This is a genomic window from Rothia nasimurium (assembly GCF_928382285.1).
Lineage (GTDB): Bacteria > Actinomycetota > Actinomycetes > Actinomycetales > Micrococcaceae > Rothia > Rothia nasimurium_E.
In genome coordinates, this window is record NZ_CAKMSS010000001.1 from 469,231 (window position 1) to 484,933 (window position 15,703).

Annotated in this window: 14 protein-coding genes; 1 reads left to right on the top strand and 13 read right to left on the bottom strand. The window is 59.1% G+C overall.

The window, feature by feature from the left end:
- Positions 1-73: 73 nt before the first annotated feature.
- Positions 74-1,468 (bottom strand): M20/M25/M40 family metallo-hydrolase, encoded by a 1,395-nt coding sequence (locus L6758_RS01985; protein ID WP_237205235.1) that lies wholly within the window; start codon positions 1,466-1,468, stop codon positions 74-76.
- A 100-nt stretch (positions 1,469-1,568) separates the two neighbouring features.
- On the opposite strand from L6758_RS01985, the gene L6758_RS01990 reads away from it, so the two are divergent.
- A complete protein-coding gene (locus L6758_RS01990; protein ID WP_237193743.1) occupies positions 1,569-2,138 on the top strand; it encodes a DUF3043 domain-containing protein in 570 nt (189 codons plus the stop codon).
- A gap of 106 nt (positions 2,139-2,244) precedes the next feature.
- On the opposite strand, the gene L6758_RS01995 is transcribed toward L6758_RS01990, so the two are convergent.
- The 12 genes from L6758_RS01995 to hrcA form a co-directional block, all read right to left on the bottom strand.
- A complete protein-coding gene (locus tag L6758_RS01995; RefSeq protein ID WP_237198953.1) occupies positions 2,245-3,330 on the bottom strand; it encodes a quinone-dependent dihydroorotate dehydrogenase in 1,086 nt (361 codons plus the stop codon).
- Between the two features lie 46 nt (positions 3,331-3,376).
- Positions 3,377-4,156: an isoprenyl transferase gene (locus tag L6758_RS02000; RefSeq protein WP_237205236.1), complete on the bottom strand. Its 780-nt coding sequence runs from the start codon at positions 4,154-4,156 to the stop codon at positions 3,377-3,379.
- A gap of 3 nt (positions 4,157-4,159) precedes the next feature.
- The gene (recO, locus tag L6758_RS02005; protein WP_237205237.1) at positions 4,160-4,927 is read right to left on the bottom strand and encodes a DNA repair protein RecO; all 768 of its coding nucleotides are present in this window, start codon (positions 4,925-4,927) and stop codon (positions 4,160-4,162) included.
- A gap of 111 nt (positions 4,928-5,038) precedes the next feature.
- A complete protein-coding gene (gene leuA, locus L6758_RS02010; RefSeq protein WP_237205238.1) occupies positions 5,039-6,781 on the bottom strand; it encodes a 2-isopropylmalate synthase in 1,743 nt (580 codons plus the stop codon).
- Between the two features lie 207 nt (positions 6,782-6,988).
- Positions 6,989-8,398, bottom strand: a complete 1,410-nt coding sequence (locus tag L6758_RS02015) for an LCP family protein (RefSeq protein WP_237205239.1) — start codon at positions 8,396-8,398, stop codon at positions 6,989-6,991.
- Between the two features lie 156 nt (positions 8,399-8,554).
- Positions 8,555-9,637 carry a GTPase Era gene (locus L6758_RS02020; RefSeq protein WP_237198960.1) on the bottom strand — a complete coding sequence of 361 codons (1,083 nt, stop codon included), beginning with the start codon at positions 9,635-9,637 and terminating at the stop codon, positions 8,555-8,557.
- A 39-nt stretch (positions 9,638-9,676) separates the two neighbouring features.
- Positions 9,677-10,954, bottom strand: a complete 1,278-nt coding sequence (locus L6758_RS02025) for a hemolysin family protein (RefSeq protein ID WP_237198962.1) — start codon at positions 10,952-10,954, stop codon at positions 9,677-9,679.
- Positions 10,955-10,957: 3 nt separating this feature from the next.
- Positions 10,958-11,464, bottom strand: coding sequence for an rRNA maturation RNase YbeY (gene ybeY / locus L6758_RS02030; RefSeq protein WP_237205240.1), 507 nt, complete (start codon positions 11,462-11,464; stop codon positions 10,958-10,960).
- A gap of 4 nt (positions 11,465-11,468) precedes the next feature.
- Positions 11,469-12,569, bottom strand: a complete 1,101-nt coding sequence (locus L6758_RS02035; protein WP_237205241.1) for a PhoH family protein — start codon at positions 12,567-12,569, stop codon at positions 11,469-11,471.
- Positions 12,570-12,651: 82 nt separating this feature from the next.
- A complete protein-coding gene (locus tag L6758_RS02040; protein ID WP_237185695.1) occupies positions 12,652-13,410 on the bottom strand; it encodes a 16S rRNA (uracil(1498)-N(3))-methyltransferase in 759 nt (252 codons plus the stop codon).
- 9 nt (positions 13,411-13,419) lie between these two features.
- Entirely contained in the window at positions 13,420-14,550 is a 1,131-nt protein-coding gene (gene dnaJ, locus L6758_RS02045) for a molecular chaperone DnaJ (RefSeq protein WP_237205242.1), read from the bottom strand.
- Positions 14,551-14,597: 47 nt separating this feature from the next.
- Entirely contained in the window at positions 14,598-15,590 is a 993-nt protein-coding gene (gene hrcA, locus L6758_RS02050) for a heat-inducible transcriptional repressor HrcA (protein ID WP_237205243.1), read from the bottom strand.
- Positions 15,591-15,703: the final 113 nt, after the last annotated feature.

Consider the following 15,703-nt stretch of genomic DNA (forward strand, 5'->3'; position numbering starts at 1 on the left):
TCGTGGGGTGTTTTGATGTCAATCTTACGCCTCTTGGGTGCGGGGCGCGAGATGTTCGCAGTCAAGTGAATTCCTAGTTGGCGGTGTGAGCTGCCGCCAGCATAAGGGCCTCAGCCAGGATTGCCTTCTGGAAGTCGGGGATGAAGAGGGACTCATTGGCGCTGTGGGCGCGGGTGTCGGGGTCTTCGATGCCGGTAATCAGGATGTGGGCCTCGGGGTAGACCTCGGTGAGGGTCGCAATGAAGGGGATGGACCCGCCCATGCCGGTGGTGACAGGCTCAACTCCCCAGGCCTCCCCCAGCGCTGCCAGGGCTAGCTGGGCGCCACTGCCAGAAAGGTCGGCCTGGTAGGGCTGGCCGGAGTCTTCGGCATGGTAGGTCACCTCTGCCCCGTGATGGTTGTGGCGGGCGAAGTGCTCGGTAAGTGCCCGATGGGCTGCGGCGGGATCCTGACCGGGAGCCAGGCGGACGCTGATGCGCGCCTTGGCTGTGGCAGCAATGGTGTTTGAGGACTCGGCAACCGAGGTGATGTCCATGCCGATGACGGAGATAGCGGGCTGGGACCAGAGGCGGGAGGAAATGGAACCCTGACCTGCCAGCTTCATGCTGTCGAGAATGCCAGAATCGGTGCGGAAATCGGTCTCAGGGTATTCAACGTCAGGTTCAGGTGCAGTAACTAAACCTTCAACTGCAACTGAACCTTGAGTATCGTGTAGGGTGGCGAGTAGCTGGATAAGGACGGTGTTGGCGTCCAGCAGGGGGCCGCCAAACATGCCGGAGTGAACCGAGTGGCTGCTCACGCGTACAGAGATATCACCGCTTGCTACACCACGCAGGCCCGCGGTAAGAGCAGGTACGCCGGTTTTCCAGTTAGCCGAGTCTGCTACAACGATGTAGTCGCCAGCAAGCTTGTCACGGTAGGTATGCAGGAAGCTATCAAAGCTGGGTGAACCAGCTTCTTCCTCGCCCTCGATAAAGAGGGTGACGCCAACCTTAAAGTCGTCACCTAGTACTTCGCGCGCAGCCTTAAAAGCGGCCAGGTGGGCGATGACGCCGGCCTTGTCGTCCGCAGCTCCGCGGCCGTAGAGGCGATCGCCCTTGCGAGTGGCGACAAAAGGCTCGGTCTCCCAGAGGGAGCGGTCGCCAGCTGGTTGCACATCGTGGTGGGCATAGAGCAAGAAGGTGGGGAAGCCAGGTGCAGCCGGTGAGTGGGCTACGACCGCAGGCATACCCTGCTGGCCTTCCCCGTAGGTTGCTGAGAGAATCTCAACACTTTCAAAACCGGCGTCCTCCGCCAGGCTCTTCACCTTTTCGGCACTGCGCTGTACCTCAGTAAGATCAAAAGACTCCCAGGCAACAGAAGGGATAGCCACGAGCTCAGCTAGATGCTCAAGCTGAGCTTCAAAGTTCTCTTCGATGTAGGTTGCTAGAGCCGGGCGGGCAGAAAAATCAAAATCGTGTGTTGTCATACATCTCAGAATACGCTCTGACTGTATATCTACGCACGAACTTGGTTATTCTTAAGGGGTGTTTGGTCGTAATAAGAAATCATCAGAAAATGCTGGTTCTGTGGTTGCCGAGGCTACTCCGGTAGCAAGCGAAGCCCCTGAAACCACCCAGCCGGGGTACACCGCGCCCAAGGGACGTCCTACCCCTTCCCGTAAAGAACGTGAAGCTGCCCGCCGCACTCCCCTGGTTCCCGCAGACCGCAAGGCTGCAAAGGACGCCCAGCGTGAAGCTGACCGCGAGTTCCGGGCAAAGCAACAGCAGGCCCTGCAAACCGGCGATGAGCGCTACCTGCCCGCCAACGATCGTGGCCCCCAGCGCCGCTACATCCGTGACTACGTTGATGCCCGTTTCAACGTAGGTGACATCATGATCATCGTTATTCTGGCTGTCTTCATCGTGGGCCTTTTCTCCCCCAGCATGCAGCGGTACACCATCTTGCTGATGTGGGGCATGATTCTGCTCTGGGTCATCGACTACATGATTATGTGGCGCGGTCTCAAGAAGAAGTTGACCGAAAAGTTTGGCTCCATCGAGCCCCGCTCCGGCTTCTACGCCTTCAATCGCGTCATGATGCTTCGTCGCTTCCGCCTACCCAAGCCTCAGGTAAAGCGCGGTGAATACCCCAAGTAAGGCCACAACGGAGTAAAAATCCGTTAGCTTGAACCTTTAAATACAAAGGGGCGTTACCTCTCTAGAGAGGTAGCGCCCCTTTGTGTCATGATCTCACGTGTCTAGTCTAGCGGGTTTTCCGCAATTTCAATAGTCCACGATTAATATGAGCTGCCCACAGGGGGCCTTCGTAGATGAAAGCAGAGTAACCCTGCACCAGATTGGCGCCCGCATCCAGGCGGTCAGCGACGTCCTGAGCAGTGGTAACGCCACCTACCGAGATAAGAGCCAGCTGGTCCCCCACCTCAGCTTTCAGCAGACGGAGAACCTCAAGTGAACGCTTCTTGAGGGGCTCGCCTGAGAGTCCACCTGCGCCAATTTCCTCAACCTTAGCTCGAGGGCTAACCAGGCCCAGCCCTTCACGAGCAATCGTGGTGTTCGTGGCAATAATGCCATCTAACCCCAGACGCAGAGCCATCGCGGCAACGTCCTTAATATCTTCATCGGCCAGATCAGGAGCAATCTTCACGACCAGGGGCACGCGGCGCCCCTGCACAACGCGGTCGGCTTCAGCACGTACAGCCTCAAGTAGAGGTTCAAGAGTCTCAATCGCCTGAAGGTCACGCAGACCCGGAGTATTCGGTGAGCTGACATTTACAGCGAGATAGTCAGCCTGGGGCGCAAGCACCCGAGTGCTCACCAAGTAGTCCTCGATGGCGTCCTTAAGGGCTACCACCTTGGTTTTACCGATATTGACACCAATGACGGGGCGTACCTTACCCCGATATTCGGCTTCAAGGTCCGCGCGGGCGGCAGCGACACGGGGCCCAGCTGCTGCCGCCCCATCGTTATTGAAGCCCATGCGGTTAATAATGGCCTTATCATCTACCAGGCGGAAAAGGCGGGGCTGGGGGTTGCCCGGCTGAGCCTGACCGGTAATAGTGCCGATTTCAATGTGTCCAAAACCCAGGTTACCCAGCGCCGGAATTGCCTTACCGCCCTTATCAAAACCAGCAGCAACGCCGAAAGGCGAGGGGAAAGTAAGGCCCATGACCTCGGTAGCCAGTGACGGGTGTGGCGCAAAGTAGCGGCCCCCCAGGCGAGAAATACCGGTGCGGCGAAGGGTCTGCACCCCCCACATGCCCACATGGTGCGCTTTCTCGGCGTCCATGGGTTTGAAGAAGAGTTTAAACAGGGTTGGGTAGATCCGCATATCGGACCCCTTTCAGCCGCGGCTTTCGCCTAGTATGGGAGGAAACTTAGGGTTGGGTCACCTTATCAACGGCCCCTCCGTAGCGGCGGTCGCGGAGGGCATATTCTTCTACCGCCTGCCACAGTACCGTACGGTCAACATCGGGCCAGAGCACGTTCATAAAGACCATCTCGGCATAGGCACTCTGCCAGAGAAGGAAGTTAGAGAAACGCTGTTCACCCGAGGTTCGGAGGAAAAGATCAACGTCGGGCAGGTCAGGCTCGTCGAGATAGTTCTGAAAGATTTTTTCGTTGATGTGCTTGGGCTTGAGGCGCCCGGCTGCGACGTCCTCGGCAATCAGGGCGGCGGCGTCCGCAATTTCTGCCCTACCCCCGTAGTTGACGCACATGGTCAGGGTACACAGGGTGTTGTACTTGGTTTCTTCTTCGCACTTTTCGAGCAGCTTGATAACCGACTTCCAGAGCTTGGGCCGACGGCCGGCCCAGCGGATGCGCACCCCCCAGCTCTTGAGGGTCTCTAGCTGACGTTCTAGAACCTCAGAGGAGAACCGCATGAGGAAGGCGACCTCGTCGGGACTGCGACGCCAGTTCTCGGTTGAAAACGCGTAGGCAGAAACATAGGGAATACCCATTTCGATAGCACCAGCCACCACATCGAGCAGGGCTGCTTCACCGGCTCGGTGGCCCTCATTGCGGGGTAGGCCGCGTTCATTCGCCCAGCGCCCATTGCCGTCCATCACCACGGCCACGTGCTGGGGCACGAACTTGCTCGGAATCGCAGGAGCTACGGCGCCGCTGGGGTGGCTGTAGGGCTTCACCGGTGTCATCAACTAGATTTCCTTCTCTAGGGTGGTCAGAGTTTTGAGCGGCCGCTCAAGCTGCCACTGCACATAGTCCATGATATGCTGTTCCGCCCTCTGCCGGAGCGCGGGCGGGTGCTCGCTCAAAATGCCGGGCCAGTCGCCGGTGGCCAGAGCCGCTAAATAGGCAGGTTCTTCAGGAGCCAGTGGGCTGAGCTGAGGGAAATTACCGGTGCGCGCACACCCGGTGCACAGCACCCCCAGGGAGGGGGAAAAATAGGTGAGGTCATCCAGGCTACCGCAGGCGGCACAGGCGCCAATGGCCATGCTCCAGCCCGCCCTGTGCAGGGCTCGTAGCAGGTAGGAGTCAAGGACGCGGTGGGGCGGGTAGGTGCCCCGCGCTAGGGCTGAGAGGGCGCCGGCTAATAGCGTGAACTGCTCCTCTAGGCGCTCTTGTTCGTGGTTGAGCAGTTGTTCTGCCACCTCGGCTAAGACAGCTGCGACCGTGTAACGGGTGTAGTCGTTGATAATCGGCCCCAAATAGGCGCGGCGGGTAACAACCTGCGAAATCGTAGCGAGTTTTTTACCGGGGGCAGCCGAAATATCGACCAGCATGAAGGGCTCGAGCCGGGCACCAATCTTTGAGCTACTCTTGCGCACTCCCCTGGCTACTGCGTGCAGAATCCCCCGCTGCCGGGTAGCCAGGATAATAATGCGGTCGTGCTCCCCCAGATCCTGGGTGCGTAAAACAATAGCGCTATCACGAATGGTCTTAGTCGTAGATAGCGCTGAAGTCACGTCTTTATTCTCCCACATTCAGTGTGCCAGGGCTCCACCCTGGCCTGTTATACGGGGCACTGTTAAAAGGTGGGCTGTACCGGAAGTCCCGATACAGCCCATCGCTTTGCTCTATTCTGCAGCGTCGCGCAGTGCGCGGTTCACCGCTGAAATCATAGCCTTGAGTGAGGCACGAGTGGTCGAGCTGTCGATACCGACACCCCACAGCACCCGGCTCCCCACCGCTGCCTCAATGTATGAGGCTGCCTGGGCGCTCGCTGCAGAAGCCAGGGTGTGCTCCGAGTAGTCGAGCACGCGGACGTCCACGCCCTCCTTGGCCAAAATAGACTGTAGTGCCTCGATAGGGCCGCTACCCTGACCTACTCGGTTGTAGGTATGACCAGCAATATTCAGGCCAACCCGCATAGTGGTCTCGCCATGCTCCTCAGAGTCAATAGAGAGCGATTCAATGCGGTACTTACCCCAGCGGGCGTCCGCTTCCCTGCTCGGCAGGTACTCATCGGCAAAAATATCCCACAGGGCCTTGCTCTCAACCTCGCCACCCTGGGCATCGGTCTGAGCCTGCACAATAGCAGAGAACTCCTGCTGGGCGCGCTTGGGCAAATCGAGCCCAAAGTCCTTCTTGAGCAGGTAGGCCACCCCGCCCTTGCCCGACTGAGAGTTCACACGAATCACAGCCTCGTAGGTACGGCCCAGATCCTTGGGGTCAATGGGCAGGTAGGGAACAGCCCATACCAATTCATCGACGCTCTTACCCTGCTCGGCAGCGTCCTTCTCCATGCGCTCGAAGCCCTTCTTGATGGCGTCCTGGTGTGAGCCTGAGAAGGCGGTGAAGACCAGGTCGCCACCGTAGGGGGAACGCTCGTGAACGGGCAACTGGTTGCAGTACTCAACGGTTCTGCGAATCTCGTCGATGTCGGAGAAGTCAATTTCGGGGTCGATACCCTGGGTGTACATGTTCAGGCCCAGGGTAATCAGGTCAACGTTACCGGTGCGCTCTCCATTGCCAAAGAGACAGCCCTCGATACGGTCTGCACCGGCCAGGTAGCCCAGCTCAGCTGCAGCCACACCAGTGCCCCGGTCATTGTGGGGGTGCAGGGAGAGGATGACGTGCTCACGGTTGGTCAGGTTGCGACTGACCCACTCTACAGAGTCGGCGTACACGTTCGGGGTAGCCATCTCAACGGTGGCAGGGAGATTGATAATAACCTCGTTGCCCTCGCCGATACCCAGCTCATCGGTGACAGCATTGCAGACCCGCACTGCGTATTCCAGCTCGGTGCCGGTGAAGGACTCCGGTGAGTACTCGTAGGTGATCTTGGTGTCGCCAGCCAGCTGTTCTTCGTACTTCTTACAGAGACGGGCTCCGGTGAGGGCGATGTCCAAGATGCCGTCCTGGTCCTGGTTGAAAACCACACGACGCTGCAGCACAGACGTGGAGTTGTAGAAGTGGACGATAGCCTTGGGAGCCCCGTCGATAGCCTCAAAAGTCTTCTGAATCAGGTGCTCACGGCACTGTACCAGCACCTGGATGGTGACATCATTGGGAATGTGGCCCTCTTCGATGAGGGTGCGCACAAAGTTAAAGTCGGTGGCCGAAGCTGAGGGGAAGCCAACCTCGATTTCCTTGTAGCCCATCTTTACCAAGAGCTTGAACATGGCCAGCTTGCGCTCGGTGTCCATGGGGTCAATCAGGGCCTGATTGCCGTCACGCAGGTCAACAGCGCACCAGCGGGGGGCCTTGGTCATGGTCTTATTAGGCCAGGTGCGGTCGGGCAGGGAAACCTGAATCTGCTGGTCAAAGGGCACGTACTTGTGCACGGGCATGGGTGAGGGCTTCTGAAAGTTTTTCATCGTAATGACCTTAGATGTTGAGATCGGTGAGGAAGGGGTATCGTCCCGGGTAGCACTGACCCGTATCGAAGCTACACCCGGGGCGCTTCGATACGGCAGATAAGGAGTACCAGTGTCATCTCACTCATACTGTCACGGTACCACGCAGAGACGGGCGGCGGCAGAACCTGCCACCGCCCGTCCACTATTTGGAACCGTTGTGGGTGCTTAGTAGCTGAAAGACTGCTGGCAGGTTACCTGATCAGCGGTCTGGCCGGTAGCACCCGCTGCAATCTCAGATTGGGGGGCTTCAATGGTGTCGCTCTCAGCCAGGTCTGATCCCAGAACAACGGCAATTCCCACGTACTGGTCCGAGGGGGTTAGGGAGGTAATACCGAAGAGATCGGCAATAGCCTGAGCTTCGGCCTCATAACCGTAGGGGTAGTAAATTGCCGACTCGGTGTAGACCGCATCGGTGGTGGAGGTTGTCACCGAGGTGAAGCCAGCCTGCTCAATCTTGGGAGCCAGTTCTTCAGCACGGTCCTCAACACCGGTGGCATCGGTAACGCTCACACCCAGCGAATAGGTCAGTTCAGCAGCCGGGGCGGACGATTCACTCGCGCTAGCAGAGGCAGCGGGGGCAGGCTCGACCAGGGATTCATCATTCTGAAGTTTGGTGAAGAAAGCCTCTGCATCGGCAGAGAGCTGGAGCTTGTTTGCATTGTAGGTGTAGGGCTCGTTTGGGACAGTCGCAAAGACCACCTTGCTCAGATCAACCTTGGCAAAGATAGTTCCGATGCTCACCAGGTTACCCAGGTTAGTCAATTCCTTATCGACGGTGACGTTCTGGGTGATAGCCTCAGCGATGTTGAGCAGCATAGCGGGGTTGGTCAGAGTGCCCTCAGCCTGGACCTTCCGCAGTAGGGAGGCGAGGAAGCTCTGCTGGGCCTGAATACGGGCGGTGTCGCTACCGTCGCCAAAGCCGTGGCGAGAACGTAGGAAGGCCAGGGCCTGTTCGCCCTCAACGCTTGAGGTACCGGCGGGGAGCTTGAGCCCGCTGTAGGTGTCATCGATTGGCTCGGTCACACAGACCTCAACGCCACCCACGACACTCGATAGAGCCTTAACGGCGTTGAAATCTACCAGCATAAAGTGGTCAATAGCTATGCCGGTGAGGTTGCTGATTGTGGCCACGGTGCAGCCGGGACCACCGCGTTCGAGGGATTCATTAATCTGGGTTTCGGTGGTAGCCGGGTAGACATCACCGGTTTCGGCGTCCGTACACTTGGGAATATCGACCATCAGGTCGCGGGGGAAGGATATGACGTTGACGTTTGAACGGTCTTCGCTCACCTGAACCAGCATCATCACATCGGAGCGCGCCCCGGAGGCGGCATCCTCAGCAGTACCGTAGGCCCCGTTGTTACCGGCACGGGTATCGGAGCCAATCACAAGAATGTCGAGAGGGCCGCTGGCAAGATTCGATGATAGCTCACCAATGTTCATCTCGGCGGTCTGCACGTTGCTGCGCAAACGCACCAGAGCAAAACCGCTAAAAGCAACCACCATAGCGAGAAGGGCAACGCACGAGAGCGCTATCCACTTAATCCGCTGAGACTTAAGAGGCTGGTTGCTCATATGACGCCCCAGGGGCGTAACAACTCGCTGCGGGGGCTGACCCTGTGGCGTCATAAAAGGTATCTCCGATTCGTCTACGGTACGGGGGTGACCGATTTTCTTCAGCCCAGCTTAGGGGGTAAGACTGGGAGGAAACTCCTGAAAAGTGGGGAAAATTTAGAAGCCCAGCTTGCCCAGGGCACGGGGGTCACGCTGCCAGTCCTTGGCAACCTTCACATGAATGGAGAGGAAGACCTTGGTGCCGAGCAGGGCCTCGATGTTCTTACGGGCGGTTTGACCGATTTCTTTCAGGCGAGCTCCCCGCTTACCGATAATAATTCCTTTTTGGGAGTCTCGCTCTACAAAGAGGTTTACGTGAATGTCGAGCAGGGGGTTATCCTCGCTGCGGCCCTCGCGCAGTTCCATCTCTTCAACGGTGACGGCTACTGAGTGGGGCAGTTCGTCCTGCACGCCTTCCAGAGCCGCTTCTCGCACCAGCTCAGCTACCAGGGTGGCCTCAGGCTCATCGGTCAGCTCGCCGGTGGGGTACAGCGGGGGTGAGTCAGGCAGGTAGGACGAAAGGAGCTTCGCGACCTCTTCTACCTGGTAGTCCTTGACCGCAGAAACCGGGATAATATCTGCCCAGCCGCCACGGCCGTCATTAACCGGAGCAGGCGTGGCCTGACCCTTCTCACGGGTAGCTGCCGGGCCGCTACCCTTACGGAAGGGAAGCTCCTCCCCCTTCTTCTTGCGTTCCTGACGTTCGCGGCGCTGCTGGCGGGCAGCCCGCTCAGCGCTCATAATCTCATCGCCCAGCGCCGAAACGGCAAGGAGCTGCTCTGTCAGTTGCTCGTGACCCACCTTATCGGCCTTGGTGACGATAGCGACGATGGGCTTGTTGCCCGAGGCAGCCAGCTGCTGCGCAATGTAGCGGTCACCGGGGCCGATTTTTTCGTCGGCAGGAATGCAGAAACCAATGACGTCGACCTCAGAGAGAGTCTGCGCCACCATGTCGTTCAGACGCTCACCCAGCAGGGTACGGGGGCGATGCAGACCGGGAGTATCAACCAGCACCAGCTGGAAGTCCTCACGGTGCACAATACCGCGGATGGTGTGGCGGGTCGTCTGCGGGCGGTTGGAGGTAATAGCGACCTTCTGCCCGACCAGCGCATTGGTGAGGGTTGACTTACCGGCGTTGGGGCGACCTACCAGAACGGCAAAGCCCGCAGTGTAGTCGTCGGGGAAGGAAGCAAACTCCATACAGATACTCCAATGATGGGATTAAGTAATGTCTTGGCTTTACTTTACAGGGTGTTGCGGCGCAGGGTCCGCCCAAACAGAGAGCGTGCCAATCTTATTGCGGCGCCCACGAGAACCAATAGCCTTAATGTGAATACCCTCAACAACAACTTCGCTGCCGATAATCGGTACCCGACCCAGGTGTTTAGCTAGCAGACCGCCGACCGTATCGACGTCCTCATCATCAAGTTCTAGGCCGAAGAGCTCGCCCAGTTCCCAAATACTCAGGCGGGAGCTGATCTTGAAGGTGCCGTCGTCTTGCAGGGTGATTTCGGGCTTCTCGTTGTCGTACTCGTCAGAGATGTCGCCGACTAGTTCTTCAATGAGATCTTCTAGGGTTACAAGACCGGCGGTTCCGCCGTACTCATCAACAACCACAGCGACGTGGGTCGATTCACGCTGCATTTCCTTGAGCAGGTCCATCACGCGCTTGGATTCTGGCTCATAGCGGACCGGGCGCATCAGAGAGGTAATCCCCAAGCTCTTAAGGTCTGCCCCCGCCTCGCGTGAGGCGGCCAGGGCGTCCTTGAGGTAGAGCATGCCGCGGACATCGTCAAAGGACTCCCCCAGTACCGGCACGCGGGAATAGCCCGACCGCAGGAAGAGGGAGATAGCGTCGTCCAGGCTTTCGGTCACGTCAACCGTCACCATATCGGCACGCGGCACCATAATTGAGCGAATGCGGGTCTCATCGAGTTCAAAAATGGACTGCACCATCTCTGCCTCGTCGTCTTCGATAGCCTCAGAAGAACTGGCGCGGTCAACGAACTCAAGAATCTCATCTTCAGTGAAGATGCCGGTCACCTGCTCGGAGTCCTTGGGGCTGACCTTGCGGGACAGGGCGGTGAGAGCGGACGAGAAGGGGCGGGTCAGCACGCCTAGCCCGTAAACCACCCCGGCCATCGCCGAGAAGACCTGAGTATGCTTGGTGCGCCCCACCAGGCGGGGGGCAACCCCGAAGAAGGCAAAGACCACAACGGTCATGACAAGTAGGGTGACCAGGACGCTCACCCAGGTGCGGCTAAAAAGATCGTGGACGAGCAGGAAGAAACAGACGACCGAAGACACCTCAGCCAGAACCCGCCAGATTCGCAGGGAGCGGAAGTAGGGCTCGGGGTCAGCGAGAATAGCCCGAATACTCTTGTTCTCGGGCTCCTCCCCCAGGCGCTGGGCCTCAGAACGGGGCAGATAGGTGTAGGACGACTCAACGGCGGTGAGCAGGTAGCCCACTAGAACTAAGAGCAGGACGGCACAGGCCAGCAAAGCAGAATAAAGCACCGGTTAGTGCCTCGTCTCTACAGGTGCCGGGCGCCCCAGAAATTCTTCAAGAATGGTGCGCTGAATACCGAACATTTCAGCCTCTTCTTCCGCCGTGGCATGGTCAAAGCCCAGGCAGTGCAGGATGCCGTGGGTGGTGAGCAGGCAGAGCTCATCGAGGGTGCTGTGGCCTGCGTCCACCCCCTGACGGGCAGCAACGGGCGGGCACAAGACAATATCACCGAGGACGCCGGTGGCAGGCTGATCGTCGGTGCCGGGGGTGAGCTCGTCCATGGGGAAGCTCATCACGTCGGTGGAGCCGGGCAAATCCATCCAATCGATGTGGATGCGCTCCATTTCACTTTCGCCCACAATAGCGATAGACAGCTCGGTCTCAGGTGAGACCTTCATATGGGCAAAGGCGTGGGCTACCAGCTTCTCCAACACACCGGTATCGACAGCCTCAAAAGACTCACGCACAAAGTCGCTCGCCTCTGCGCCGGGCTCTTCAATATCAAACTCAATATTCACGGGGCTAGGCCTTCTCTTCGGGGGTTACATCGATACCTGACTGCTGCAGCAGCTTTTCGGCCGCAGCCTCAATGGTCTGGCGCTTGACCTTGCGATTACGGCGGCGCTCCATCGAGGTCTTGGCATCGTCCCACTTATCGTAGGCACTCACAATATCCGAGACCAGGGAGTGGCGCACCACGTCCTCGGCCTGCAGAACCGCGAAATGGATATCGTCAATACCCTCAAGAATCTGACGAATCTGCTTCAGACCTGAGGCCTGACCACCGGGCAGGTCCACCTGGGTGACGTCACCGGTAATCACCATCTTCGACCCAAAGCCCAAACGGGTCAGGAACATCTTCATCTGCTCCACCGTAGTGTTCTGCGCTTCGTCCAAAATAATAAAAGCGTCGTTCAGGGTACGACCGCGCATATAGGCCAGGGGTGCCACCTCAATGGTCCCGGCCTCCATCAGGCGGGGAATGGTCTCGGGGTCCATCATGTCGTGCAGCGCATCGTAGAGCGGGCGTAGATAGGGGTCAATTTTCTCGTTCAACGACCCGGGTAGGAAGCCTAGGCGCTCGCCAGCTTCAACAGCGGGGCGGGTCAGAATGATGCGGTTGACTTCCTTTGACTGGAGGGCCTGTACCGCCTTGGCCATGGCCAGGTAGGTCTTACCTGTACCTGCCGGGCCGATGCCAAAGACCACGGTGTTGGCATCGATAGCATCGACATAGGACTTCTGGTTAATGGTCTTCGGGCGAATATTCTTGCCCCGGGAGCTCAGAATATTCTGGCTAATCGCGGTAGCTGGGTGGGAGAGGCTGGCGGTCATCATGCCCATGATGCGCTTGACCACCTCGCCGGTGACCTGGGTGTCGTTCTCTACCAAAATGGTGAGTTCAGCCAGCAGACGGACGGTGGTGGCTACGGTTTCTGAGGGGCCGGTAACGATGACGTCTAGCCCCTTGGGGCGGATAGTGAGACCGGGGAAGGCCTGCTCAATCAGGGTGATATTTCCGTCGTGGGGGCCAAGTACCGCGACCATCTCTTCGGTTGACCGGAAGGAGAAGGTGCGGGCAACAGAGAGGGGGCGGCTGCTAGCCGTAGATGAGGTAGTCATAGATGCCCGTGCGGGCTGTCAGAGCTCCTTGAAATACAAAGCGTACGCGGTAGTTCTTACTTTACCTGTAGCAGAACGGGGTTTACCAGCGTCCTAACGCAACGTTGAGGGCAGAAATAGCGGCTGCACCGGCGGTAGAACTGCGGAGGATTTCTGGGCCAAGCAGCACCGTGTGGGCCCCGGCTTCTGCGAGCAGGTCGAGTTCTCGGGGGCTGATACCACCTTCGGGGCCAACGATGAAGTAGACCTCTTTTACCCGATCGGTCAGGTGCCGCTCAAGAGCTTGGGTGAGACGGTAGTCTGCCTGTTCGTGGAGAACCAGGAAGAGGCCGTCCTCCCCCAGCTCGTGGGCAAGGTCGGCTAAATCTGCGGTTGAGTGCTGCTCGTAGACCGGGGGCAGCAGGGCCCGGCGGGACTGCTTAGCTGCTGCCCGCACCGTATTCTGCCACTTAGCCCGTGCTTTGACGGCCCTTTCCATCTTCCAGCGCACGATGGAGCGGTCAGCGCTCCAAGGGACAATGCCATGGGCACCCAACTCGGTGGCCATTTCAATGGCCTGGATATCCCTGTCTCCCTTAGCCAGGGCCTGCACAAGGTATATCTCTACCCCCACCGTATCTTGGGTGAGCTCGAGGACCTCAAGCACGGGGCCGTCCTGACCCAGCTCAGTAACCCGGGTGATAGCCCGGTTACCCTCGCCGTCTACCACGTCGAGCCCTTCCCCGAGCTCCGGACGTTTGACGAGGGCGTGGTGCCCCTCGTCACCGGTCAAGTGCAGGGTAGCACCTGGCGTCAGGGCAGCTAGCTCGTCAGGTTCGATGTAGTAGACAGCGTTACTCATGGGGACATCCTATTTGAGGTGATCTTTGAGGCGGGAGAAGAAGCCGCCCTGCTTGTGGGTGACGGTTTCGCTAACCTGCAGGTCCTCACCGCGTAGCTCAGAGAACTGCTTGAGCAGGTTCTTCTGCTCCTCTGTGAGGTCGGTGGGGGTACGCACCTCGATCTGCACACGGATGTCACCGCGTCCGCCACCCCGCAGGTGGGTGACGCCCAGGTCCTTGAGGGTCACCACATCACCTGACTGGGTACCGGTGGGAATCTGCACCTGCTGGGGGCCATCAAAGGTTTCCAGGGTAATAGTGGTGCCCAGGGCGGCGGCGGTCATGGGCACACCAACGGTGGCAACCAGATCATCGCCGTCACGGCTGAAGGTGGGATCGGGGTTAACTCGCAGTTCAACGTAGAGGTCACCATTGGGGCCACCTGCGGTACCGGCCTCGCCCTGGCCTGCAAGGCGGATGCGGGCGCCGTTGCTGACGCCGGCAGGGATCTTGATGGTCAGGGGCTTGCGCTCACGCACACGACCCTCACCGTAGCACTCGGCGCAGGGGTGCTTGATGACGGTGCCAAACCCGCGGCAGGTGGGGCATTCAACGGGCTGCACGACGGTGCCCAGAATCGACTGGACCTGGCGCTGCATGTAGCCCTGGCCGTGGCAGGTATCGCAGGTTTCGGGGTGGGTGCCCTCAGCGGTTCCTTCGCCCTTGCAGAGGTCACAGGTAACGGCGGTATCAACGGTGATGGGCTTGTTAGTGCCGAAGACGGCATCTTTGAGGTCAATCTTGACGTTGATGAGGGCGTCCTGGCCCTGGCGGACGCGGCTCTGGGGGCCGCGCGGGGCAGAGTTGAAGAAGGTATCGAAGATGTCTTGGAAGCCGCCAAAGCCCCCGCCGAAGCCGCCTGCTCCTGCACCGAAGCCACCGGCGGTACCGTTTTCGTTGCCGGTCTGGTCGTAGATGCGGCGCTTTTCGGGGTCAGAGAGCACATCGTGGGCGAGGGAGACACGCTTGAACTCCTCGGCAGCTTCTTCCGAAGGGTTGATGTCGGGGTGCAACTGGCGGGCCTTCTTGCGGTAGGCTTTCTTGATTTCTTCGGGGCTGGCATCGCGTGAGACGCCGAGGGTTTCGTAGTGACTGCTCACTGGTTCTCTCTTTCGATGGGCTGGTTTAAAGGGGGGTAGGCGCAGGGCTAGGCCTGGCCCAAAATCTTGGATAGGTAGCGGGCTACGGCGTTGACCTTGGAGACGGTGCTGGTGTAGTCCATGCGGGTGGGGCCAACGACTCCCACGTGGGCAGCTCCCCCGGGCCCGTAGCTACTGGCGACGACCGAGGTTTCGGCCAGGGATTCGCTGCGGTTCTCAGAGCCGATACTCACGGCAAATCCGCGTTCATCGTGGTCTAGGTCGGTGAGTAGTTTGAGTAGCACAACCTGCTCTTCTAGGGCATCGAGCACCGGGGCGATGCTGCCTCTAAAATCTACGGTCGAGGCGGCAAGGTAGGAGGTACCCGCAATCAGCACCTGAGAAGAGGCACCCTGGGCGGCGAGCAGGTGCAGGGCTTCGGTGAGGGTGCCGAGTAGGTTATTGCCGGGGGCGGACGCCGGTGCTGCGGCTATGCTGTCGAGCGTACGGTTGGCGTAGAGGTCAAGGAGTTGCTGGCGGGCTACTGCAAGCTCTTCGGGGCTGTGGGCAAGGGTGAGGGTGCGCTGGTTTACCTGGCCGGAGTCGGTAATAAGAATCAGCAGAACCGTGGTGCTGGAGAGGGAGACCAGCTCGATATGGCGCACGCTGGTAGCCGGGCCGGTGGGGTACTGCACCATAGCCACCTGCTGGGTCAGTGATGAGAGTAGACGCACGCTGGTCTTCATCATCTCATCAACGCTTTCGGCGCTGTCGAGCAGGGTATGAATCGCTCTTTTTTCGGCATCGGAGAGGGGCTGGAGAGCCGAAATCTGGTCCACAAAGAGCCGGTAACCCCGGTCCGTGGGTACTCGCCCGGCACTGGCGTGGGGGGCCTGGATGAGGCCCTGCTCTTCGAGGGCCGCCATGTCGTTGCGGACGGTAGCGCTAGAGACCCCCAGCTGGTGCCGCTCGAGCAGGGTTTTGGACCCCACGGGCTCACGGGTGTGCACGTATTCTTCGACGATGGCTTGCAGAACTTGCAAGCGTCTCGGGTGGTTCACGGCACCTCCTGGGCTCATAGGTCTTCGCCTAGTGGGCGAAGAGGTCTGCGGGGCTAGATTAGCACTTGATGACCTTGAGTGCTAAGTTACCCGTTAACTCTAATACCACTGAA

What these genes read in the sequence shown, in the direction of transcription:
- L6758_RS02035 (WP_237205241.1), bottom strand. Translation starts at nt 12,569, where the DNA reads ATGACTACCTCATCTACGGCTAGCAGCCGCCCCCTCTCTGTTGCCCGC.
- L6758_RS02015 (WP_237205239.1), bottom strand. Translation starts at nt 8,398, where the DNA reads ATGAGCAACCAGCCTCTTAAGTCTCAGCGGATTAAGTGGATAGCGCTC.
- L6758_RS02000 (WP_237205236.1), bottom strand. Translation starts at nt 4,156, where the DNA reads ATGACACCGGTGAAGCCCTACAGCCACCCCAGCGGCGCCGTAGCTCCT.
- L6758_RS01995 (WP_237198953.1), bottom strand. Translation starts at nt 3,330, where the DNA reads ATGCGGATCTACCCAACCCTGTTTAAACTCTTCTTCAAACCCATGGAC.
- L6758_RS02020 (WP_237198960.1), bottom strand. Translation starts at nt 9,637, where the DNA reads ATGGAGTTTGCTTCCTTCCCCGACGACTACACTGCGGGCTTTGCCGTT.
- L6758_RS01985 (WP_237205235.1), bottom strand. Translation starts at nt 1,468, where the DNA reads ATGACAACACACGATTTTGATTTTTCTGCCCGCCCGGCTCTAGCAACC.
- leuA (WP_237205238.1), bottom strand. Translation starts at nt 6,781, where the DNA reads ATGAAAAACTTTCAGAAGCCCTCACCCATGCCCGTGCACAAGTACGTG.
- L6758_RS02040 (WP_237185695.1), bottom strand. Translation starts at nt 13,410, where the DNA reads ATGAGTAACGCTGTCTACTACATCGAACCTGACGAGCTAGCTGCCCTG.